We start from the raw sequence: 21,634 nt of genomic DNA on the forward strand, positions 1-21,634 counted from the left end.
GGCTAGCCAGCCAGGCAGTCCTCTACGAAAGCGGTGAACTGCCTGGCCTTTGTGCTTGCCAGCCGCCCGGTCGGATACACGGCCGACAGGCTGATAGGCGGAAGGACCCAATCGTCCATCACCGACACGACGGCGCCCGATTTCAGCTCCGGCGTGAAGGCCCATTCGGATGCGATGGCCAAGCCCATGTCGGTGAACACCGCGGCGCGCAAGCCTTCGGTCGCGGTGATTTTCACTCGGCCGTGCATTTTGACCGACACCTCCGCGGTCTCTTTGCGGAACTTCCAGTCTTCGCCTCCGCCGTCGCGCGTGTAGATGATGGCCTGATGCGCGAGCAGATCGCCAGGCGCGTTGGGGATGCCGTAGCGCTTGAAATACTCGGGCGTGCCCAACACGCGGCGGCGGGCCTCGGCGATCTTGCGGGCGGTCATGTTGGAGTCCGACAAAGCGCCCATGCGCAAGGCGACATCGATACCCTCCTCGACGAGGTCGATATTGCGGTCGTCCAAAACCAATTCCAGCTCGAGACTCGGATGTTGGTCCATGAATTCCGGCAGCCGCGGCACGATATGCAGTCGCGCAAAACACACGGCCGCCGACACTCGCAGCTTGCCCGACAGGCCCGACGCCGTTCCGCGTGCAGCCAGCACCGCTTCGTCGGTCTCCTCGACCGCACGCTTGGCGCGCAAGTAGAAGCTGTTGCCGGCCTCGGTTGGCGTGAGCACGCGCGTGGTCCTGAGCAAGAGCTTGACGCCCAGCCATTCCTCCAGCTGCGCAATCGCCTTCGACACAGCGGGTTGGCCGATGTCGTAGTGCCGCGCGGCCGCAGAGAACGAACCGGTGTCGACAACGCGTATATAAATTTCGATCGCAGCGAGACGGTCCATCTTGATTCTCCGACGGAATAAGTACTGCAAGATTTTGCGCCTTTCGCTTCTTCAATGGAATGAATAAATTCGATACCGTTGATGCTGTCTTTGAGTCTGCCTTTGAGTCCGTTACCCACCCTGGGAGACAGTGATGTCGACAATAGAGAAGGGAAGCAGCACGGCCAGCCGGCAGTCGGACGCCGACGCCGAACTGGCCATGGCCGCGGCATCCAAAGCGGCAGCGAGTGCGCTGCGCGCGGGCGCACGGGCGCCACTCTTCACCCTTGCAGACGCCTCAGGGCGACGCATAGCCCTCGAAGCGTTGCTGAGCACAGGCCCTGTGGTTCTGCGCTTCTTCAGGGGCGCATGGTGTTCGTTCGGGGAGCACAGCGTGGCCGAATTTGCGTCCATGCACCAGGACGTAGTCTCGCTCGGTGCAAGCGCCGTTGCGATCGCGCCGCCCAGCAAACCGACCGTGCCGAGCGACCCGGTTCCAATGCCCGAATTGCAAGACATCGGCATGAAGGTCGCACGGGCATATGGACTTGCGTTCGATCTTCCGGTCGGTCTCAGGCCCAGGTATGAAGCGTTAGGCTACACGCCGCCGTCCACAAAGAGGGCGGGCACCTGGCTAGTTCCGATACCCGCCACGTACCTACTGGACCGCGACGGCACCGTTGCGCTGGCGTTCATCGACGTGGACTACAGGAAGCGCTTCGAAGCCGCGTCGCTACTGAGCGCGTTAAAGGCCGTGCAAGCCCGGCACGCGATGCTGCCTCGCGGCCCACGCTCGCTTATTTAAAACCGTCGCTTCGAACTCACATCTACCACCCTCGTCTACCGCCCTCATTTACCATCTTCATCTACCACCAGTACCGATACGCGTAGATGATCGTCATTGCCACGCCCGCGACAATCACAATCCGGCGCACCGTGGTTGCCGGAAGGATTCGAATCAGATGACCGCCGGCATAACCGCCAACGGCTGCGCCTACCAGCATGACCAGCGTAGGCGGCCAAACGACAATGCCTTTGACGATGAACACCAGGACAGCGGCCGCGCTGACCGCGGTCGCAAGCAGGTTCTTCAACGCCTTGACGGAGCGCAAATCCCCCGGCTCTGTGATCGCGAGCACGGCAGTCAGCATCACCCCTAGGCCTGCCCCGAAGAAACCGCCATACACCGATGCGAGCCCTATCGATCCCAGCGCTCGATATTGAGTTCGACTGCGCCCGAGTGCCTCATGGCGTTGCTCCGCACGCCTTTGAATCGTGGGCGCCAGCGCGAACAGTGCGGTCGCGAAGGCGATCAGCGCAGGCACCGGCAATGTGAAATCCCGTTCGGAAATGTGCAGCAACACCAAGCCACCCAGCGCGCCGCCTATAAGTGCGCAAAGCGTCAGCAAGCACAAGCGTTTGTCGAAAGGCGGAAGGCGACTGCGATCCGCCAGCGCTGCGATAAGATGCCCCGGCGATATCGCCACGGCATTCGACGCGTTGGCGGCAATGGCCGGCAAACCGGCGGCCAGCATGGCTGGAAAGGTAATCAGCGTAGCGCCGCCAGCCAATGCATTGACTATCCCGCCAACCGCCCCAGCTGCGAGCAGCAACGTCCCGGTCATCAGATTCATACGTTCTCCGTTTATGCTTATGCATTGTAGGGAGAGGCGCTCGCAGAGTCTGGAACGAATGTGACAACTATGCCCCGCTTATCCGTCTCGGTAGGACCGTGGCGTGGTACCGAAGGCCGCCAGGAAATGGCGGCCGAGGTGGCTTTGATCGGCAAAACCCGTGTCCGATGCCACTGACGCCACCGCTTCGCCTTTGCGCAACAACGCCCTCGCTTCGTTGAGACGATGCAGCAGGCGATACCGTGAAGGCGCTATACCGATGGCTCGGGAAAACAGCCGCGTATAACCTTCCCGACTGAACCCGCTGGCGGCGGCCAAGTGCTTGATCGTGGCATCGGTGGACGTGATGTGTCGACGCAAGGCGTTTGCGCCGCTGCGATCCGAATCGCGATGATCCGAGGAAGTGACACGCTCTTCGAGCAGCTCCAGTATTTCATGCAAACCGACTGCTCTCGCGTTCGCCCAATGCGGCGGCATCGTGTATATCTCCGCGCGCTGCGGAATTGCTGCCAAGATAGAACGAGGAAGGTACAGGTTGAAACTGACTGTACCGGCCGATGCCTCATGGGTAGCCGCGTGTAACACGGACGGCGGGATTAAAACGAACTCGCCTTCACGCACCTCTATGACCTGTCCCGCTACGGAAAAACATCGGCATCCGCTAGCCACAAACGTCAGTTGCGCTTCTTCGTGAAAGTGCGAACGCAACGCCGGATGCGTCTGCCCACCCCATAAGGCGATTTCAACGGGCGTGTCGGTGCCGATACGTCGGTATCGCCAGATATCGCGTCCGTCCGGCTCTGCGGCGGCCATAAAATCGATATTCATTGGGTATTCCGTTTGAGAGCGACGCTTTAGGGGACGGTTTTAGGGGATCGTCATATTCGACGAAGCAATAGCATTTTGCCGGATACAATTCGGCATCGCTCAATTTTCCCATACTGACCTGATCCATCCATGCCTAATCCTAATCGGGCTTTCCTTCTTGGCCCGCTGCTGAAAGGTGTTTCACGTTCCTTTTACCTGACTCTGCGCGTGCTGCCGGTCGGCATGCGCGATCCGATCGGTTTGGCGTATCTGTTGGCACGGGCCGCCGATACGATAGCCGACACGTCGCTGATTCCGCCCGAGCAACGACTGGAGTTGCTGCTGTCGCTGCGCAGTCAAGTCAATGGCGCGACCGACGACGGCGCGCTGGTGCGGCGTTTGGCCGCGGAAGTGGCGGGTCAGCAAACGCTGTCGGACGAAAAAGTTCTGCTCGAGTCACTCGGGCCGGCCCTGGTGGTGTTATCGCAATTGAGCGAGTCCGATCGAGAGGCCGTACGCGAAATCGTCACGACGCTGACGAAGGGCATGGAATTCGATCTCCGTACGTTCCCTGACGAGCGCTCGGGCCAGATTGTCGCGCTTCGCGAATTGGCCGAGCTCGACCAATACACTTATCTGGTTGCGGGTTGCGTGGGGGAATTCTGGACCAAGATGACCTACGCCCACATGCCGGGAGCCCTCAAAGGGAAGCCCGAAGCCATGTTGCAGCGGGGCGTTCGGTTCGGCAAAGCGCTACAGATGACCAATGTGCTGCGGGACTGCGGCAAGGATTTGCGTATCGGACGCTGTTACCTTCCGGTCACGCTGCTGGATCGCTTCGGCTTAAATCCGCAAGATCTCTTGTTGCCGAGCAATTCTCGTCGCGCACAACCGCTGTTGTTCGAGCTTATCCGGATGTCGTTGGATCACTTTCGCGAGGCGGTTGAATACACGCTCGCTATTCCCGCGTTTTCCATTCGATTGCGCCTGGCGTGTTTGTGGCCGGTCGTGATCGGCCTGGAAACGCTGCTGCTGCTTGTCGATAACGACGACTGGCTGGATCCGGAAAAGGTCTCGAAGATACGACGCAACAAGGTGTATCAGGTCATAGCGTGTTCATTGCCGCTGGTGGCGTCCGACACATTGGTGCGTATCTGCGCTGAGCGGTTGATAGGGAAAATCGAGGCGCGACTGGGCGGTAGTTAAGGGCAACGAGCGACGCCCGCTCGTTGCAGATAGAACCGCTCTTTTTCTTCCCTTCCTATGCATTCATCGGGGAAAATCCACACTCCCCGACGCGCAACAGGTCAGGAACGCAGTTTGAGGATCGCGTCGACTTCAAGTTCAAAATCGATAAAACCTGACTGCACCAACGTTCTCGCCGGCCAAGGTTGAGCGACGTAGCCTCGGTATATTTTGTCAAAATCGGGTGCCCGCGCCGGATTTTTTAAATAGACCGTGACCTTGACTGCGTCATGCAGCGATAGACCAAGCTCACTCGCAACGGCGTTGAGGTTGTCCAAGGTTTGTCGTGCCTGGTCTTCAAACGGCAGATGCGACAAGCGATTGCCACTGACATCGCGTGGCGTCTGGCCGGACAAAAATACCAAATCGCCGCACACGATCGCTTGACTGTACGCGCCCGCCGGCGGGGGAGCGTTCTCGGAGTTAACAGCCTGTTTCATCGTTGCCGTACTCGTCGTTATTGCACTCATCGTTATTGCACCTCTGGTTTGTTGTGAGTTTGTATCGTCATGGCTGCGGCAATCGCACCGGCAAACGCGCACGCCGCGCATGTCAATGCTACTGCACGCAGTGCCGCGTCCAGCGCATCGGCTTGCGCCTGGACGATCAGTGGTTGCGGCACAAGCGGAGCAGCACTCACCGCAGACGTCGCGTTGGCTTCCGGTTCAAGTAGCTGCCCGGCCCTCCGATAGGCATCGGAAGGTACGTTCAATTGGTCAAGTCGCGTGGACAAAGCCGCGTTGTGCGCCCCGACAAACACGATGCCAAGCACGGCCACCGCAAGCAACCCGGCGACACGTGATACCGCATTGTTGATGCCCGACGCGACACCGATGCGATCACGCGTCGTGGAGGCCATCACCGTAGTCGTCAGCGGAGCAACGGTGATTGTCAGACCAAGGCCTATCGCCATCAACGCCGGAAAAAGAGTGCCCCAGTAACCGCCATGCGCGGATAACCACCCCAGTAAAATAAAGCCGACTCCGGTCACGAACGGCCCGGTGGTCAACATTGCACGTGGGCCGACCCGATTCGTCAGTGCTCCCGTGAGACGCGACAGCAGTCCGACGACGACCGGCACGGGCAGCAGCGCCGCACCCGCCTCGGTCGCCGTGAAGTGATGGGCGCGAATCAGCGTGAACGGCAAGAAGAACAATACGCCGCTCAATCCAAAATAGAGCAGCAACGTGATGATATTCACGCCGACAAAATCGCGTGACCGGAACACGTCGAGCGGCATCATGGGATTGCGGCTCCTGATTTCGATCACGACAAATGCAATCAACGCGAGCACGCCGGTAACGATTAGCGCCAGCACGACTGGACTACCGAGCCCGCGTGACGAAGCGATCGTGAGGCCATAGGTGAGCATCGCCAAGCCCGTCACCGCGGCAAGCGCCCCGGGCCAGTCGAGCGCTTGGCGTGTGTCACTCTTGTAGCTGTTCGGAATGGACATGATCGCGAGTGCAACTGTGACGCACGCCAGCGGCACGTTGATGAAGAAGATCGCGCGCCACGAAAGGACGTCGACGAGCCATCCGCCCGCGACCGGCCCAACCGCGGTCATGATTGCCGCGACGCCGGCCCACGTGCCTATCGCCTGGCCGCGTTCTTTCTCGTTGAAGACCGCGCCGATGATGGCAAGACTATTTGGAATCAGCAACGCGGCGCCCATGCCTTGTATCGCACGTGCGGCGATTAATGTGCCTGAGTTCGGCGAGAGACCGCAGGCGATCGAAGCGATCGTGAAGAGCCCGATGCCCGCGATGAATACGTTGCGTCGGCCGAGTCGATCGCCCATCGAACCGCCGATCAGCACAAGCGAGCTTAGAAACAGTAGGTAGGCGTTGACGATCCATTGGATTGCTGCGACGCTCGCACCGAGTTCGTTCTGGATCGACGGCAGCGCAACATTGACCACCGAACCGTCGATGAATGCCATGCTCGAGCCAACTATGGTCGACGCGAGCGCGAGCCGTTTGCGCACGCAAGGGGGGTCGGCCGCGACCGGCTGCGTGCGGATGATCAGCTCATCGCACGCACCGGTTTGCCCAGCGCTGGGTTGCGTGGGGTGAGACTCGTCCAAAGGATCATGAACGGTCAAGATCGCTCTCGTGTTTATTGGCCCTGCACTTTCTTGGGTTTCGGCGGCGATTCAATCTTGTTGTATTCAAAGGCAGGCGTCGCTTTGATCGCATCCTTTGTTGCGCCGGCCAGGTAGAAGTTTCCATCGCGAATAGCGAGCATACCGATCGGAACTGCGACATCGTGGACGGCCACGCCTAGAAATCCGCCGGCGGAAATAATCGCGGCAGACAAGGAACCGCTGGGATCGACGACCAGATCGCGTATCGTGCCGATCTTCATGTTTTGATCGTTGTAGACGGCTTTACCGAGTACGCTTTTCTTGACACTCCAGCCTTGCAGCAAAGCGTTGGATTGCTCGACGGTCACGCTGAGAGGTTGACTGCCCGCGACTTGGGCATGGGCGTCGATGCAGGATGCCAGTACGATTGCGACTAAAAGTGTTTTGCGTATCGTCATTTATTGACTCCGTGATTGGTTAGTAGAACCGGCTCGATTTCGCATCCCTGCCTATGAAATCTCGAGAGCCGCGCTCTATTATGCTCTGACTTCCGCGTGCAGCAACGGGCCGGGATTCCAATCAGCAACACCAGCGCGCCGATTTGCCGTGCGAGCGCGGACGTTGTGCGTGTTGTGCTAGAGCAGGTCACGGAGCTGATTGAGCCACGTCAACTGGCGGGCGGTGCGCTGGGTTGAGACAAGCGGCTCACGAAGAGCGCTGCAGCGTGTTGCCTTGCACCTCGATTTTCACGGGATCGGTTCGCTTCCATTGCTTCTTGGGTACGACTAGCTTCCATGTCGCGTCCTTTCCCCCGCTGCGAAAGAACGCCGCGATGCCGATGTATTCGGCGGCGGCGTTCATCTCTACACTGATGCTGGCGGTCGAATCGGGCCGCAGCACGATATCTTTTGTCGTCAGTATGTCCGCCTTGAGTGCGCCTAGGTCATTGGCCTGCAATTGGGTGTAGGCCAGTTTCTCGAACGCTTGGGATTTCTTCAATTGATAGATGCGTACTACAGTGGATAGTGGTTGACCCGTGCCGTTTGCGTTTAGTGACGCTCGACTAACGAGGTCAAGGTTCATCGTCTTGACCTGCGTTGTGAAGGCCCATTTCGCCGCGGCCACCGTGCTGCTCTGTACTGCTTGGCCTACTCCGCAGCCGGAGAGGGCGACGGTAATCACCTCGAAGACATCGAACTGCGCTACGAGAAGATCACCTGGGCGTATAAGGACGGCAACATTATTCACGCCGACAGCTGGAACGAACGCTCGTAAACGGGTACTCAACGCGGGTACTCAACGCGAATATTCAAATCGGAATATTCAAAGCGAGCACTCAAAGTGAACGCCAAAAGTGAACGCTAAGAAGCAAGTCCTGGTCCCGGTGCTAAGTCAGTCTTCTCCTTGAGCACCGGTTTTACGCACGGGCCATACGCTCTTCGGTCCGTGCGCCTTTTTAAACTTCCGTCATGACCGCACGCGACCTTTCCCCTCTACTGCGCCGCCTCAATCATCACTGTGCCCAAGCTCTCGAAGACGCGGTCGGTCTGTGCGAAACGCGCGCCCACCCAGATATCGAGATTGAGCATTGGCTCATCAAACTACTTGAACTCGGAGACGGCGATCTCATCGCGATCCTGCGTCGTTATGAGATCGATGTCGACGCAATCTGGAACAGCCTGCTCGCCGCCATCGACCGACTGCCACACGCCTTACGTGGCAAACCCGGTTTGTCGCATCGATTGGGTCAAATGCTGCGAGCAGCGTGGATGCTTGCCTCGGTCGAACCAGGACAGACCGCGATACGCTCGGCACATTTGCTCGCGGCACTCGTCGACATGCCCAACGCGCTACGCGCACCCGATGCGTGGCCCCTGCTGTCAGTCTCCGCCGTCCAGATCCAGCGCTTGATGCCAGAACTGGATCGTATTTCTGTCGAGGCGCCATCGCTATCGGCAGATCGCCCCAACAACAATTTTGCCAATGACGACGCTAGAGGTGAGCCGATACAGGGATCCTCCGAGCCCGCAGCGCGCTTGAGTACACACAAGCAGCCCGTTTCGGAAGCACTGCAGCGTTTCACGATCGACATCACGCAGAAAGCCCGCGACGGCAAGATTGATCCGGTCTTTGGCCGCGATAGTGAAATCCGCCAGATGGTCGATATCCTCGCGCGGCGCCGTAAGAATAATCCGATCCTGGTGGGCGACCCGGGTGTCGGCAAGACGGCTCTCGTTGAAGGGTTGGCCCTCAAGATCGCCGAAGGTGATGTTCCCGCGGTGATACGCGATGTCAGTATCTTGACCCTCGATCTCGGCTTGTTGCAAGCCGGTGCCGGCGTCAAGGGCGAATTCGAACAGCGCTTGAAGAATGTGATCGAGGCGGTCCAACAGTCGCCCGTGCCGGTCTTCTTGTTCATCGACGAAGCACACACCTTGATCGGCGCGGGCAACACAGCGGGAGGCGCCGATGCGGCCAATTTGTTAAAGCCGGCGCTCGCGCGTGGTGAACTACGCACTATCGCGGCAACAACCTGGGCGGAATACAAACAGTATTTCGAACGCGATGCCGCATTGGAACGCCGTTTCCAGATGGTCAAGGTCGACGAACCCGACGACGACAACGCGTGCCTGATGCTGCGCGGCCTTAAAGCGCGCTATGCACAACCCCATGGCGTCCACATCACCGATGCCGCTGTCAGCGCGGCCGTGCGTTTATCTCGACGTTATCTAACCGGGCGCCAGTTGCCGGACAAAGCGGTCGATCTACTGGATACGGCCGCGGCTCGGGTGCGCATGAGCGTAGAGGCGACGCCGGTGGCGATCTCCGTGTGTCAGGCCCAACGCGCTGCGCTCGAGGTCGAACGCGCAGCCTTGGTCCAGGACCAAGACGCCACGTCGACCGATGTCGGTGAACGGCAAACGGCAATCGACGCCGAGCTAGCCACCCTATCCACCGAACTCGAAGGGCTGGAGCAACGCTGCATCGTGCAAAGGAAAGCCGCAGCCCGGCTCTTCGAACTTCGGCAGCAGTGGCAAACCGCGACAGACGAATCGGCACGCCGCGATCTGCGCCCGCTAATCGGTGCTGCGCACGCGGCGATGGCACAACACCGCGCACTAGCGCTAATCCACGCGGAGGTCGACGAAGCGACGATAGCCGCCGTGATCGCGGACTGGACCGGCATACCGGTGGGCAGCCTTTTGGAAGATGAACGCTCGACCCTGCTCGAGCTGGAGACTCGGCTCGCGCGCGTGGTGGTCGGGCAAGATGACGCGCTTGCAGCACTGGGCAAGAGCCTACGTGCCGCGAAGGCCGGGCTCAAATCGGACGACGCGCCGCTGGGCGTCTTCCTATTAGTCGGCCCCTCCGGTGTCGGCAAGACCGAAACTGCCCGCGCGCTCGCAGATCTGTTGTTCGGCGGAGAGCGCGCCCTGATCACGATCAATCTGTCCGAATATCGTGAAGCCCACACGGTATCGCAGCTAAAGGGCTCGCCACCGGGATACGTTGGATACGGACAAGGCGGCGTTTTGACGGAAGCTGTGCGCCAGCATCCGTATAGCGTGGTCCTGCTCGATGAGGTTGAAAAAGCGCATCGCGACGTGTTGAACGTGTTCTATCAGGTGTTCGACCGTGGCTTTATGCGGGACGGCGAAGGACGCGTGATCGACTTCCGCAACACCGTGATCGTGATGACCTCGAATCTCGGCAGCGAGCAAATCATGGCCGCAACTGATGTCGCTGCTGAAGCGGCTACGGACGCATCCACCGGACTCTTAATGGAAGCGATACGCCCACAACTGATCGAACACTTCCAGGCGGCTCTGCTTGCGAGATTTCAGACCGTCGTGTACCGGCCATTGACCTCCCACGCGTTGACCGCAATCGTCCGGATGAAACTCGACGAGGTGGCCCGGCGCATCGAACATAAATTTGCCGTGCCGCTGCTATGTGACGATGCGCTGGTGGAAGAACTCGTACGCGCCTGCCTGTTGCCCGACTCCGGCGCACGCAATATCGACAGTTTGCTCGACCAGCAGATACTGCCGATTTTGTCGCGCGAGCTTCTCGTGCGTATGGGAACCGGTGATGCGAGAGACAATGATTCGGGAGACGGTGATGACGGGAACGGTGATGCGGGAGACGGTAATGCGAGAGACGGCCACGCACCGGTACAGATTCGGTTGTCCTGCTCAGACGAGCACGGTATCACCATCGAGTTTGATGAAATCGCAGGTGCTGCGTCATGACACGCGGCGGACCTGGCCTATTTGAGGCCGTGACCGGCTACTTCGCCGACGGCACTGCTGTCGACGCTGTCGATCCCGCGACGCAGACATTCCAGTCGGTGCAAGACAATATCCAACGCATTCTAAACAGCCGCCGCAACAGCCTCGCGCACCTGCCGGACTATGGACTGGGCGATCTGTCGATGATTTACCGTCAATTGCCGGCGTCCGCGCATTTGCTCACCGAAGAGATCGAGACGACGTTGCTCAAATACGAGCCACGCCTAAAATCAATTGCCATCACGATAGACGAAACCGAAACGGGCATGCTGTTCAGCTTCACGATGAGTTGCTACCTCCATCGCGAGGGACTGGTGCGTTTCGGCACCCACTTCACCCCCGACGGCCGCACACGGCTCACGATGCTGCAGGCTGAACAGGCTCGCCGCTAATCCGGCCAGGCTGAAGGGCGACACCCGTCATGGGTGTGCCCTACCCTTGCGCCCGCATACAACATGCCTTAGCTCTCGCGGCCCCGATCACCGTACCGAAACAATTTCGCTTCGGCAAAATCGATCTCCCTGCCCCCTCCTCTGTCGCGCACGACTTACGCAAGAACTTCGCCGGGCGTCAAGCCGAATCCCCGTACCTATCCCGAAGCCGACCACGGCTTGAATCGCAGCGAATGCGATTCCTACCGCCGAACAGCCGCGCTCGCACAGAAATCTAGAAATGATACTTATAAGCATTTTATAGATCATTTAAGGCCTTATAAGGATCATCCTTTCGACTTAAAGTAGAGACTCCTAACCACCTGATGCAGGAGTCACACCATGAGCCGTATCACCGTACCCAATATCGCCTCAGCCACCGGCGCTACCGCTGAAGTCTATGCCCAAGTCCGCAAGATCGCCGGCGGCAGCGTTCCCAACCTGTTCGCAGCCGTCGGCCATGTAGCACCCGCCGCGCTGACCGCCGTACTGAAAGCCGAAGGCGCATTGGCCTCGGGCAGCCTGAGCAAGCAAGACCTCGAAACCATCAAACTGTTGGTCAGCGAACAGACCGGCTGTGACTACTGCGTCGCGGCCCACGTGATGCTGGGCAAGATGACCGGTCTGTCGGCCGACGCCTTGCGCGCCATCCGCGCTGGCCAGCCCACGGGCGACGCGAAGCGCGATGCGTTGGTGCGCTTCGTACTGAACCTGCACACGACCAGCGGCACGATCAGCGAGAACGAGGTCGCCGCGATTCGCACGGCCGGCTACACCGACACGCAACTAGCCGAGATCTCGCTGGCCATCGCCATGACCATCTTCACCAACACCTTCAATCGCATCAACGATACCGACGTGGACTTCCCGCCGGTTAAGTAAGCGGTCGTGCCGGGAGGGCATCGGCAGCACAACAGCCGGTTGCCTCCCGGCACTAGCTGACGCAGCGGGAACCAGCAACCCGGCGGGCACCGACGTATGACCGCGCAACCGTTTGAATTCAACGTGCGCCGAGCTTATCGGCTTTCCATAGCGGGGAAACGGCGCCAAGCGTGGTAACTTGTCAAATGACACATTAATAGTTACAGTCGCAAATCTTTTCAAGGAGACTTCGATGGCGGTACGAAGGGTTTCTACTTCCGACCACGACGCGGTGCTCGAATTTCTAAACACAGTGATACTTGGAAACGAGCAACTGGTTGACCTCTTTCAGACCAATGAGGATGTGGTGCACTGGCTCCGGAAAACGGGGTTCTTGAACGGTGCGCCCACGCCTGAACTGGAAGCTCAGACGTTGGCGAGCGACGCAAGGTCACTTCGCGAGGTCATACGCGAGCTGCTCGCGCAACGAAAAACGGGCGAACCGGTGGATATCGGACGGCTGAATCCTATGCTGGCCAACGGAGGCTACCGAATCGAGCTGACGTATGACTGTGAGGGAAATCTAGCCGCGCGTAGAAGATATACGGGGGATAACAGTGCACAGCTGCTGATCCCGGTTGCGATAGCGGCGGCCGACTTGCTCGCAGGCGGCGACTTCAGATTAATCCGCAAGTGCGAAGGCGATCGTTGCCCCCTGTGGTTCTACGATAGAACGAAGGCGCATAGGCGGCGGTGGTGCAATATGTCGTTGTGCGGCAATCGTCAAAAAGTGGCACGATTCCGGACTCGAACGAAATGCGACTGATCACGCACTTGACCCAGCTCATACCTGCTATGAGCCAGGCTTCATGGCTTCTTCGCTGCATTTCCTTAATACTTTGACATGGGATGACCGGCTACCTGAGCGTGGGTAGTGGTCTGTCGAGTGACTTCGAGTGATTGAATACCGGGACGGCAGATAAGATCATGCGAGACCAAATGACGCTGGGCGAGGCGACCGAAACAGCGAGCGGCGAGTGGAGTTTGATTGTAGCGATTGTTCTTGTCGCAATTAGTTTGCGGCCGGGCATCGTGTCGATAGGGCCGATCCTGCCCATGATCCAAACGGAATTTGGACTGTCGCATGCGTTGGCGTCGCTGTTGACTGCGGTGCCCGATTTGCTTATGGGGCTGCTCGCGCTGCCTACGCCATGGCTTGCGAGGCGATTTGGTCGCGATAAAGTTTTGCTCTGGGCTTTGATTCTGCTCTGCCTGGCCACGATAGCACGCGCGTTCACACCCAATACTGCAGGCTTATTGCTCACGACTGTGGGCGTCGGAGCCGGCATCGCGGTAGCGGGCGCGTTGTTCGGTGGCTTGATCAAATCGAAATTTCCGACGCGTGCGGCGATGCTGATGGGCATATACGCAACGGCGTTATCGTTCGGCAGTACCGTCGCGGCCGCCTCGAGCGGTGCTGTCGCTAATAGTTTTCCCGGCGGCTGGAGGCTGGCTGCTGGAATGTGGGGGGTTATTGGCTTGGTTGCGATTGCGGGTTGGAAGATAGTCGCGGAGTCGGATCGACAAGCTAATGTGCGCAATGTTGCGCCGGCAGTGAAAGCCGCGCGGTTCCCAATCGGAAATGGCAAGGCGTGGTTGGTGGCGCTATTCTTCGCGTGCGATAACTTGCTGTTTTACGCGTTGATCTCCTGGATCGCACCCATGTATCACGAGTATGGAATTCCTACCGGAAAGGCAGGCTTGATTCTGGCGAGCTTTACCGCGGTGTTTATGTTCTCGAATCCAATAATCGGGGCATTGAGCAAGGGACATGACCGGCGTGGATGGCTCTTGTTGAGCGGGGTACTTGTCGCGGCCGGCTTGGTTGGTATTGCCGTGGCGCCAACATTCATGCCCATATTGTGGGTGGGATTGGCAGCCTTCGGGCTCGGTGGCGGATTTACACTGGGTATGACCTTGCCGTTGGACAACACCCATAGTACCGACGAGGCAAACACATGGAACGCATTTGTGATGCTGGTCGGTTACGTGATTGCGGCCGCTGGGCCCTTTACCGTAGGGCTATTTCGGGATATCACAGGGAGTTTCCACGTACCGGTGGTTGGTTTGATCGGTGTGTCGATGGCAATGCTTGTTATCGTGCCTTTCTTGAAACCGAGACCGATGCCTGTTAAGTATTGATCAAACGATTTTGGCTCGACTCGCGTCATTGGGACTTCTAGTCTTCCGGGTGCCCGGTGCTCTTTTGACGAGCGCGAAACTTCGCCACCTTGTGGCGATTGCCGCATGTGGCCATGCTGCACCAGCGTCGGCGGTGTGACTTTGTCCTGTCGTAAAACCAAAGCACGCAGTCGGGCGCTTCGCACTTTCTCACCAGTTCGAAATCACCGGTGGCGAGCAATTCCGCTGCAGCTTGTGCAACCTGCGTCAGAAGCTGTTCCGGCGTATCTGTCTCATAGCGATGTTTGACTTCCAACGCGCCGTCTGCACCGCGGATCAACTGCACGTTATATTGGGCATGCACTAAAAATGCATTGAGCGCACTGATGTCAACTCTCTTACCCGCTTTGCGTTGAAACACCAGTTTTCTCACGACTTCTCGCAACGCTCGCGCCGTATCTGCCAACACTTCGCGTTTGAACGTGGGTTCATTTCTCTGATCGAGATATCCCATCGTTTGCATCCATGCGACGACATCCGTGTTTGTTGCTAAATATTCGTACAGGCCATCCTCACCTTGCGCCAAGGTATTCATAAAATCCAGTGCAGGATCGTCGGCAAGCGTCAGGAATTCCGGGGCAGACATCAAGCATTTCTCCAGTAATCGGCATAGATTGTAACCGTTAAAACATGTTTTGAAAAGTTACAATCGACCCGTGGAGCGCATTTTTTTGTAACCTGTATTCGTAATATACAGGAGTCTCCGCCGGCATGGGGGCGGTGAGCCGGCCGTCGTGATCGGTTCAGCGGCGTGCTTTACAGCTTGTTTTTATGTGAACACCCAAGGCGCAGACATCCCCACGCTGTTGATCTGCCGGATGAAAACGCGGCCAGAGACGTCGAAACTCGGTCTGCAATGTAAGCGGAGAAGGCGGTCTATACCATACCTGAAAATACCGACAGACCCGCAGGCTTGAGAGTCGGTAAGATATGCGACCGGTAGTGTGGAATTGCGCTTGATCGCTTACGTTCTAGCGATTTTTGTGATGAGGCGGATTGCCTCGATCGATAGCAAAGCTCATGCTATGAAAGGGCTAGCTCAGGAGCTTCACGCCATCCTGAGTCTAGCCCTAGGCACCCTTGTCTATACAGTTAACGTTGACCGTGCTGCTTCCAAAATCACCTCAATGACAGGCTCAGGCGCCGTTATCGATGGCGTATGATCAACTTGGTACGCTCTCACCTGCGCACCCATTCTTTCGGCCATAAACCGCTGCGTCGACGGATGGATCATCCGGTCTTCTTCTGCTACCAAAAACCAACTGGGTTTTGTCTTCCACGCCGGCTTGCTAACAGCCTCCTGAATACACGCCACAGAGATCGGCCGCTGTACCGCCGCACTTATCAGCTTCTCCTGATCGGTAGCATTTTGCGCAAACGCCTTTTCGAACCCGACGTCCGGCATCCAAATCAACCCTCGCGCGTCTGGAGCCAGCTCCGGCGCATCCGCGTGTTTCTCACCTCGATAAAACACCGCCGCTACCGTCTCGCCCTCGTCCGGGGCCAATGCCGCAACGAACACCAACGACCGCACTTGGCTCGTGTCTACCGCGCTGATCACCGCGCCCGCATAGGCGTGCCCGACTAAAATCACCGGCCCGCTTGCCTTCTCCACCACCGCCGCTACGGCTTCTATATCCGCGCCCAAACTCGTCAGCGGCAACGGTGCACAAACCACCTTCAGACCGGCCCGAACCAGCGGCGCAATCACCTTGCTCCAACTTGAACCGTCGGCCCACGCACCGTGAACCAACACTACCGTTGCATCTTTGGCAAAAGAAGTCATGTCCTGTCCTTAACAGTCTGGCGCCCATTCGCAGCGCTCCTTATTATCGTCATGTCGCCTGCATCAAACGCTCTTGACCTCACCACCATCCATACGCAGCGCCGAACCGACCAACCAGCGACCCGACGGCGACAGCACAAACGCCATGAACTCCGCGATATCTTCCGGCTTGCCATATCGCGTGATTCCCGCTTGCTCCGGAAACTTTTCAAGCGCTTCTTCCAATGTCATGCCGTGTGCCGGCGCGTACTTTTCCATATACGAGCGGCGACGGCCGGTCATCACCGGGCCGGGCAACACGCTGTTCACCTGAATCCCATCGGTAATGCCACGATCGGCAAACGCCTTTGCCATTGCCACGATCGCCGCGTTGACAGTGGCCACCGCCGCGAAACCCGACTTCGGCACCTCAGCCGAATTCCCGGACGTAAAGATCACCGAGCCATTTGATGCTTTCAGTGCGTCCCATGCTTGAATTGCCAGGCGGCGAGCTCCGTGCAATTTCAAGGCAAAACCGTCGTCCCATTGCTCATCGGTCATCTCAAGCACATCGATTTGCGGAACCGCACCCGCGATATTCACCACCGCATCGATGCGGCCAAATTTCTCAAGTGTTCGACTGACCACCGCTTTTGCAGCAGCCGGTTCACGCAAATCCAGATCCAGCTCCAACGCCTCAGCCCCGGCCGCGCGAATCTCGGTGGCAGTTTCCTTTAACAAGTCGCCGCTTCGGGCGACCAACACCAGCCCGGAATAGTCCTGCGCCAACCGAATCGCCGTTGCCCGGCCTATCCCGCGGCTCGCACCGGTAACAATCGCAATTTTGTTCGTCATTTCCAAATCTCCGTACAGTCGATAAGTTAAATTTCAACAACCGAACCCAACACTCTTACCCAAGGCAATAAACCTCATCTGTTCCGCCTCCCAACCTTAATTCGCATTACTAAATCAATGCATGCTCATCTCGATCGAGAGATACGTCTTGTCGACCTGAGATCCGATCGCGCATCTTTATTCCTTACTGAACCCTAGCTTCCATTATGGGAGAAACTGACTAAAGGAGCCATGAACCAGGGTTCATAGCAGCTATGATCGGACCCCGCACTTCCGAGCACTTTCGATGGCGATCTCAAGCATCAGCGCCGTCATCGAATAAATGGGCCAACCGCGGGGGTAATCGCGACAATGCGATACCGTCACTGGCGCATCGGTTTCGCCCAACTATCATCAATCTTTTTCCACCACGACCACCATCTTGCCGTTCGCCTCGTTGGCTTCCATAACTCGATGCGCCTCTCGGATTTCATCAAACGCGAAAATTCGGGAAGGTTTTGCCTGATAGCGTCCTGCGGCAATATCGGCCGCGATGGCTTGCAGTGGCACGTCGGAAAGCGGAAATCCCGGTGTCCCAAACACAAAACTACCAAAGAAGTTGAAATTCACGCCGCTCGACATCTGCAACAGCGGATTAAAATCCTTGATCGGATCTAATCCTCCGAGCCATCCTGCGAGACAGACACGGCCACCCCGGCGCACCATCGCCAATGAATCGAGCAGCGTGCTGTTGCCGACCAGATCCAGAACACCGTCCAACGCCTTCCGTTCTGCGATACGGGTCGACAAATCTTTACTTTCGATCTCCACTCGCTCAACCCCCAAGGCTTGCAACTTCCCAAAGCGGCTTTCGCTACGAGTCGTCGCGATTACCCTGGCCCCAGCATTGACCGCCATATTGACTGCCGCCAAACCAAATGACGACGTTGCGCCACGGATCAGGATCGTCTGACCACTCTGGATCTCGAGGTTCCGGAATAAGCACGTCCACGCTGTTGCATACGTTTCAGGAATGACTGCCAACTCGGCCCATGGCAAATCCGCCTCAATCGACGCGACGTTCGTGACAGGCGCGCGGGTGTACTCGGCATAGCTACCGTTAATCGTGCGTCCCAACCCGCCCATCAACGCCGCGACCTTACTTCCTACCGCGAACTCCCCTCCCGGGCACGAGTCCACGATGCCGACACACTCGATACCGCTCACCTCGGCAGCCTCCGCCCACTCCCCTCTGCGCATATGCATTTCGGCATGGTTGATGCCGAACGCTTTGACCTTGATCACCACAGTTCCCATTTTGGGTTCCGGTTTCGGAATATCCTTGAACACCAATACATCGAGCCCACCAAAGCCATCCAAGACAACTGCTTTCACGACACACCTCCAACTCTTGACGTTCAACCGACCCCGAAAACCGAAAAACTGCGAAACCGGGAACCGCAGGTACTAAGCCCGCAAATGCTTCGCAAGAAACGCGTTCATCTCTCTCGCAATTTCTTCGCCGTGCGTTTCCAATGCAAAATGACCCGTATCGAGCATCTTGACGACTGCGTCAGGATTGTCGCGACGATAGGCTTGCGCTCCGGGCGGCGTAAAGAACGGATCATTCTTGCCCCAGATTGCGAGAGTCGGCGGCTTCGCTTCGCGGAAGAACTTTTGAAACGTCGGGTACAGTTTTAGATTCGACGCGTAATCCAGGAACAAATCCATCTGGATGTCTTTCTGACCAGGACGCTCCAACAGTGCGGCGTCAAGTGTGTATGATTCCGGCGCGATTGAATCCGGATTCGAGACGCCATGCACATACTGAAATTTCGTACCATCGAAATTTAGAATCGCATCGTGCACCACCTTGCGATTCGCGGCCGACGGCTCCGCCCAATATTTACGGATCGGACCCCATGCATCGCCCAGCCCTTCTTCGTAAGCGTTGCCGTTCTGGGAAATCAGCGCCGTAACCCGCTCCGGATGCTTGACCGCAAGCCGGAGGCCAACCGGGGCACCATAGTCGAACACATACACCGCGTACTTCTTCAGGCCCAATTGGGTGACGAACGCGTCCATCGTTGCCGCCAAGGCATCGAATGAATACTGATAACCGCGCTGCGGCGGGACATTCGTAAATCCGAACCCGGGGAAATCGGGAGCAATCACACGATAGTTAGCAGCTAGCCGCGGGATGAGTTCGCGATACATATGCGAAGACGACGGAAAACCGTGCAATAGCAAGACCACCGGCGCATCCGGCGCACCCGCTTCACGATAAAACACATCCACACCGTCTGCTTCAATGCGCTTCACAGACACCGCAGGAATACCATTCTCTTTCGACATAAGAACCTCCGCAAGAACGTACAACATGGGTAACGGACCTTGAATCTCAGGCCTCATCCTAACCGAATCATGTAACTTGTCAACTGTATTTTTACCGGTTACCTACCGAAGCTGCCGCCGACCGCTTCATGAGGAATTCGCCATGGAACGGCCGTCATTAATTTGACATCTACACATCGAATACCACGCGTTTCATACCACCAAGTTCGCCTAAACAGCATAGGTCGGATAAATACCGACGCCGGAAAAATTTGGCCGGCGAGGGCCATTTTTCTCGATACATTCACAACACCGACATGGTTGGTCAGTACCAGGAAGCCTGCGCGCGGCCGAATCGGGGAAATGGCATCAATGGGTGAGCCAAATCGCACCGGGTTACACAGTCGGACCATTAGTTATACCAACGGACAATTGAAAAACGCCTCCGCATTGAATAGTGTGATGAGGGTTGACGCGGCAGCGAACCATCTCCACTCATGAGGTTCCAACGTTCGCTGTTTTACGTCCGGCGTTATCCCTGAGATTTCGCCGGACTTTTTTTCTGAGGCAGAGCGGTTTATGTTCGGAACGATCCGGTCCACGGGCAGGACGATCTGGAGCACGCGAGGGGAAAAGCTGGCCTGCATGGCATCCCCGCCGACGAACCGGTGGCACGATCGCTCTGGATCGTGTGCGATACACACTGTGGTTAGTGCGACGACCGTCGCGGGAAGCAAAGAACCCTTACGAAAACCCTTTGAAAGAACCGGATCGGCGGAGACAACCGGCGTAGCGATCGTCTCCGCCTTGCAAGCGGAGATGGCTCACTGGGCGATAGGTCGTGCGCCGACCGTTCGCCCAATCTCCTGCTTAGTGGCCGCCCGCGATTCGTACGGTAAGCAGATTGCGCACCGATTTGACATTCGGTGCTGCGGCCGCAGCAGTACCGGCAAGCTCAATCTGCGAACTGTCCGGCACGGTGCCGACCAGTGTTATTGCCCCGGATTTAGCGAAGACCCGAATATCGATAGCCGGAAGCCCCTTTGTTCGCGTCAAAACGCGACGGACATCGTGGGCAGTCTGACGGTCCGCCGCTTTCATCATCTTTTTGGAGGAGCTCATCGGGGAAGCAGTGGCAGAACCCATACTATCCTGCGCATACACATTACAAGCGAAAAAGAATGCGCCAGCAGCCAGAGTAGTCAGTGCTTTGTGAAGTCTCATGTTCATGCCTTCTCAAAAATTACGATAGGGAGTCGTTCCTTTGGGCAATCGACGCGTAGTCGAATGCGCAGGCAAATGTTAGTACCTGCCATCTGCCCGAACAACATACGTATGTATTGCAGCGCTATACATACGTACAGTCGGTTCGGACATTTGAACCGGACCAAACGGATGTAACGCTGGGATCGCTTGCGAGGTGCCTTGTTTTTTAACCGTGCATGGCAGACACGTATGCGATCGCGCGAAGCCGCCATATGTTCAACGGTATATCGCGCCGATACGTATGTATGTTGTTCGGCCAGCGGTCAGTCACTAAGATCTGAAGTCCACATCGTTGTATTGACAAACAGAGGATGGAAGACCGTGAACATTCATTTCCGAGTGGCAGAAAAAAACAATGGCGCTTATCTGCACGTTGCATTGTTGAGGTGGTCGATGGTGGCCATCTTCATCTGGTTCGGCATACAAAAATTCACGCCGTATGCAGCCGAGGCCATCGCGCCGCTAATTTCACACAGCCCATTTATGAGTTGGTTGGGCATGTTCGGTGTGAGAGGCGAGGCCCGCGTTGTGGGGACGATCGAATTGACCACGGCGGCGGCCCTGATTATCGGGTCGTTTATCCCGGTGGTTTCGGCATTAGGAGCGGCAATGGCGAGCGGCACCTTCCTGCTGACGACGTCATTCGTTTTCAGCACGCCGGATATCACCATCATCAGTCCGACCGGTTTCCCGATCATCTCGACGTTGTTGGAGCAGTTCCTGCTCAAGGACGTGGCGCTGTTGGCCGCATGCTTGACGCTGCTTATCGCCTCTTTGTCGTGGCGCTCTGAGGTGTAGCCGTGCCGCGATAGCCGATGGCTAAGCCCAAGTGGTCGGGCTGTGTCTCTGAAAAACGCTCTTGATAGGATCGCCTACAAGATGATTATGCTAAGCCCGCACGAGTTTTCAACGCTAATGCTAATAAGTCATGCTGCGCAGACGATCGATCTTGGACTAGCGGAAATTGATGCC

Annotated in this window: 21 protein-coding genes and 1 pseudogene; 9 read left to right on the plus strand and 13 right to left on the minus strand. The window is 57.5% G+C overall.

From position 1 onward, the window contains the following. Positions 1–2: 2 nt before the first annotated feature. Positions 3–887, minus strand: coding sequence for a LysR family transcriptional regulator (locus tag GSQ77_RS16570; protein ID WP_158903815.1), 885 nt, complete (start codon positions 885–887; stop codon positions 3–5). Positions 888–1,020: 133 nt separating this feature from the next. On the opposite strand from GSQ77_RS16570, the gene GSQ77_RS16575 reads away from it, so the two are divergent. Next, a complete protein-coding gene (locus GSQ77_RS16575) occupies positions 1,021–1,671 on the plus strand; it encodes a peroxiredoxin-like family protein (RefSeq protein WP_158903816.1) in 651 nt (216 codons plus the stop codon). Between the two features lie 61 nt (positions 1,672–1,732). Here the strand turns inward: GSQ77_RS16575 and GSQ77_RS16580 are convergent, their stop codons facing one another. After that, positions 1,733–2,500, minus strand: coding sequence for a sulfite exporter TauE/SafE family protein (locus tag GSQ77_RS16580; RefSeq protein ID WP_158903817.1), 768 nt, complete (start codon positions 2,498–2,500; stop codon positions 1,733–1,735). 78 nt (positions 2,501–2,578) lie between these two features. Further along, complete coding sequence (locus GSQ77_RS16585) at positions 2,579–3,328, minus strand: helix-turn-helix transcriptional regulator (RefSeq protein ID WP_158903818.1); 750 nt, start codon at positions 3,326–3,328, stop codon at positions 2,579–2,581. Positions 3,329–3,457: 129 nt separating this feature from the next. Between GSQ77_RS16585 and GSQ77_RS16590 the strand changes: the two genes are divergently transcribed. Then, positions 3,458–4,513, plus strand: coding sequence for a phytoene/squalene synthase family protein (locus GSQ77_RS16590; protein WP_158903819.1), 1,056 nt, complete (start codon positions 3,458–3,460; stop codon positions 4,511–4,513). A 101-nt stretch (positions 4,514–4,614) separates the two neighbouring features. Here GSQ77_RS16590 and GSQ77_RS16595 read toward each other — a convergent pair whose 3' ends face one another. The 4 genes from GSQ77_RS16595 to tssJ form a co-directional block, all read right to left on the minus strand. Further along, positions 4,615–4,992, minus strand: a complete 378-nt coding sequence (locus GSQ77_RS16595; RefSeq protein WP_158903820.1) for a RidA family protein — start codon at positions 4,990–4,992, stop codon at positions 4,615–4,617. A 32-nt stretch (positions 4,993–5,024) separates the two neighbouring features. Beyond that, positions 5,025–6,638: an MFS transporter gene (locus GSQ77_RS16600; protein WP_254067673.1), complete on the minus strand. Its 1,614-nt coding sequence runs from the start codon at positions 6,636–6,638 to the stop codon at positions 5,025–5,027. 32 nt (positions 6,639–6,670) lie between these two features. Next, the gene (locus GSQ77_RS16605) at positions 6,671–7,096 is read right to left on the minus strand and encodes a PRC-barrel domain-containing protein (protein ID WP_158903821.1); all 426 of its coding nucleotides are present in this window, start codon (positions 7,094–7,096) and stop codon (positions 6,671–6,673) included. A 247-nt stretch (positions 7,097–7,343) separates the two neighbouring features. Next, positions 7,344–7,820 carry a type VI secretion system lipoprotein TssJ gene (gene tssJ / locus GSQ77_RS16610; protein ID WP_254067654.1) on the minus strand — a complete coding sequence of 159 codons (477 nt, stop codon included), beginning with the start codon at positions 7,818–7,820 and terminating at the stop codon, positions 7,344–7,346. Here tssJ and GSQ77_RS29560 point away from each other — a divergent pair. The 6 genes and pseudogenes from GSQ77_RS29560 to GSQ77_RS16635 form a co-directional block, all read left to right on the plus strand. Next, positions 7,815–7,913, plus strand: a pseudogene (locus GSQ77_RS29560) (type VI secretion system tube protein Hcp); the annotation flags it as partial. The gene tssJ and the pseudogene GSQ77_RS29560 sit on opposite strands and share 6 nt — an antisense overlap. Before the next feature lie 194 nt (positions 7,914–8,107). Then, complete coding sequence (gene tssH / locus GSQ77_RS16615; protein WP_158903823.1) at positions 8,108–10,891, plus strand: type VI secretion system ATPase TssH; 2,784 nt, start codon at positions 8,108–8,110, stop codon at positions 10,889–10,891. Then, positions 10,888–11,322 (plus strand): type VI secretion system baseplate subunit TssE, encoded by a 435-nt coding sequence (gene tssE, locus GSQ77_RS16620; protein ID WP_158903824.1) that lies wholly within the window; start codon positions 10,888–10,890, stop codon positions 11,320–11,322. The genes tssH and tssE overlap by 4 nt, the downstream gene beginning before the upstream one ends. A gap of 381 nt (positions 11,323–11,703) precedes the next feature. Next, positions 11,704–12,243 carry a carboxymuconolactone decarboxylase family protein gene (locus tag GSQ77_RS16625; protein ID WP_158903825.1) on the plus strand — a complete coding sequence of 180 codons (540 nt, stop codon included), beginning with the start codon at positions 11,704–11,706 and terminating at the stop codon, positions 12,241–12,243. A 232-nt stretch (positions 12,244–12,475) separates the two neighbouring features. Beyond that, positions 12,476–13,048 (plus strand): ABATE domain-containing protein, encoded by a 573-nt coding sequence (locus GSQ77_RS16630; protein WP_158903826.1) that lies wholly within the window; start codon positions 12,476–12,478, stop codon positions 13,046–13,048. 161 nt (positions 13,049–13,209) lie between these two features. After that, entirely contained in the window at positions 13,210–14,424 is a 1,215-nt protein-coding gene (locus tag GSQ77_RS16635) for a CynX/NimT family MFS transporter (RefSeq protein ID WP_216854910.1), read from the plus strand. Between the two features lie 37 nt (positions 14,425–14,461). Here the strand turns inward: GSQ77_RS16635 and GSQ77_RS16640 are convergent, their stop codons facing one another. The 6 genes from GSQ77_RS16640 to GSQ77_RS16665 form a co-directional block, all read right to left on the minus strand. Further along, the gene (locus tag GSQ77_RS16640) at positions 14,462–15,049 is read right to left on the minus strand and encodes an ABATE domain-containing protein (RefSeq protein WP_158903827.1); all 588 of its coding nucleotides are present in this window, start codon (positions 15,047–15,049) and stop codon (positions 14,462–14,464) included. 498 nt (positions 15,050–15,547) lie between these two features. Next, positions 15,548–16,249 (minus strand): alpha/beta hydrolase, encoded by a 702-nt coding sequence (locus tag GSQ77_RS16645; RefSeq protein WP_158903828.1) that lies wholly within the window; start codon positions 16,247–16,249, stop codon positions 15,548–15,550. Positions 16,250–16,312: 63 nt separating this feature from the next. Then, on the minus strand, positions 16,313–17,083 hold the full coding sequence (locus GSQ77_RS16650; RefSeq protein ID WP_158903829.1) for an SDR family oxidoreductase: 771 nt from the start codon (positions 17,081–17,083) through the stop codon (positions 16,313–16,315). A 393-nt stretch (positions 17,084–17,476) separates the two neighbouring features. Beyond that, positions 17,477–18,457: a zinc-binding alcohol dehydrogenase family protein gene (locus tag GSQ77_RS16655; protein ID WP_158903830.1), complete on the minus strand. Its 981-nt coding sequence runs from the start codon at positions 18,455–18,457 to the stop codon at positions 17,477–17,479. Between the two features lie 72 nt (positions 18,458–18,529). Continuing rightward, the gene (locus GSQ77_RS16660; protein WP_158903831.1) at positions 18,530–19,417 is read right to left on the minus strand and encodes an alpha/beta fold hydrolase; all 888 of its coding nucleotides are present in this window, start codon (positions 19,415–19,417) and stop codon (positions 18,530–18,532) included. Positions 19,418–20,266: 849 nt separating this feature from the next. Next, positions 20,267–20,626 (minus strand): BON domain-containing protein, encoded by a 360-nt coding sequence (locus GSQ77_RS16665; RefSeq protein ID WP_254067656.1) that lies wholly within the window; start codon positions 20,624–20,626, stop codon positions 20,267–20,269. 357 nt (positions 20,627–20,983) lie between these two features. Between GSQ77_RS16665 and GSQ77_RS16670 the strand changes: the two genes are divergently transcribed. Then, positions 20,984–21,460, plus strand: a complete 477-nt coding sequence (locus GSQ77_RS16670) for a DUF417 family protein (RefSeq protein WP_254067657.1) — start codon at positions 20,984–20,986, stop codon at positions 21,458–21,460. Positions 21,461–21,634: the final 174 nt, after the last annotated feature.

The sequence above is a fragment of the Burkholderia sp. L27(2015) genome, assembly GCF_009765705.1.
Lineage (GTDB): Bacteria > Pseudomonadota > Gammaproteobacteria > Burkholderiales > Burkholderiaceae > LMUX01.

Bases quoted from the DNA above. Each gene is read 5' to 3' on its own strand.
- GSQ77_RS16640 (WP_158903827.1), bottom strand. From the start codon at position 15,049: ATGTCTGCCCCGGAATTCCTGACGCTTGCCGACGATCCTGCACTGGAT.
- tssE (WP_158903824.1), top strand. From the start codon at position 10,888: ATGACACGCGGCGGACCTGGCCTATTTGAGGCCGTGACCGGCTACTTC.
- GSQ77_RS16595 (WP_158903820.1), bottom strand. From the start codon at position 4,992: ATGAAACAGGCTGTTAACTCCGAGAACGCTCCCCCGCCGGCGGGCGCG.
- GSQ77_RS16665 (WP_254067656.1), bottom strand. From the start codon at position 20,626: ATGAACATGAGACTTCACAAAGCACTGACTACTCTGGCTGCTGGCGCA.
- GSQ77_RS16635 (WP_216854910.1), top strand. From the start codon at position 13,210: ATGCGAGACCAAATGACGCTGGGCGAGGCGACCGAAACAGCGAGCGGC.
- GSQ77_RS16630 (WP_158903826.1), top strand. From the start codon at position 12,476: ATGGCGGTACGAAGGGTTTCTACTTCCGACCACGACGCGGTGCTCGAA.
- GSQ77_RS16575 (WP_158903816.1), top strand. From the start codon at position 1,021: ATGTCGACAATAGAGAAGGGAAGCAGCACGGCCAGCCGGCAGTCGGAC.
- GSQ77_RS16585 (WP_158903818.1), bottom strand. From the start codon at position 3,328: ATGAATATCGATTTTATGGCCGCCGCAGAGCCGGACGGACGCGATATC.
- GSQ77_RS16650 (WP_158903829.1), bottom strand. From the start codon at position 17,083: ATGACGAACAAAATTGCGATTGTTACCGGTGCGAGCCGCGGGATAGGC.
- tssH (WP_158903823.1), top strand. From the start codon at position 8,108: ATGACCGCACGCGACCTTTCCCCTCTACTGCGCCGCCTCAATCATCAC.
- GSQ77_RS16660 (WP_158903831.1), bottom strand. From the start codon at position 19,417: ATGTCGAAAGAGAATGGTATTCCTGCGGTGTCTGTGAAGCGCATTGAA.
- GSQ77_RS16590 (WP_158903819.1), top strand. From the start codon at position 3,458: ATGCCTAATCCTAATCGGGCTTTCCTTCTTGGCCCGCTGCTGAAAGGT.
- GSQ77_RS16625 (WP_158903825.1), top strand. From the start codon at position 11,704: ATGAGCCGTATCACCGTACCCAATATCGCCTCAGCCACCGGCGCTACC.
- GSQ77_RS16645 (WP_158903828.1), bottom strand. From the start codon at position 16,249: ATGACTTCTTTTGCCAAAGATGCAACGGTAGTGTTGGTTCACGGTGCG.
- GSQ77_RS16570 (WP_158903815.1), bottom strand. From the start codon at position 887: ATGGACCGTCTCGCTGCGATCGAAATTTATATACGCGTTGTCGACACC.
- GSQ77_RS16605 (WP_158903821.1), bottom strand. From the start codon at position 7,096: ATGACGATACGCAAAACACTTTTAGTCGCAATCGTACTGGCATCCTGC.
- GSQ77_RS16580 (WP_158903817.1), bottom strand. From the start codon at position 2,500: ATGAATCTGATGACCGGGACGTTGCTGCTCGCAGCTGGGGCGGTTGGC.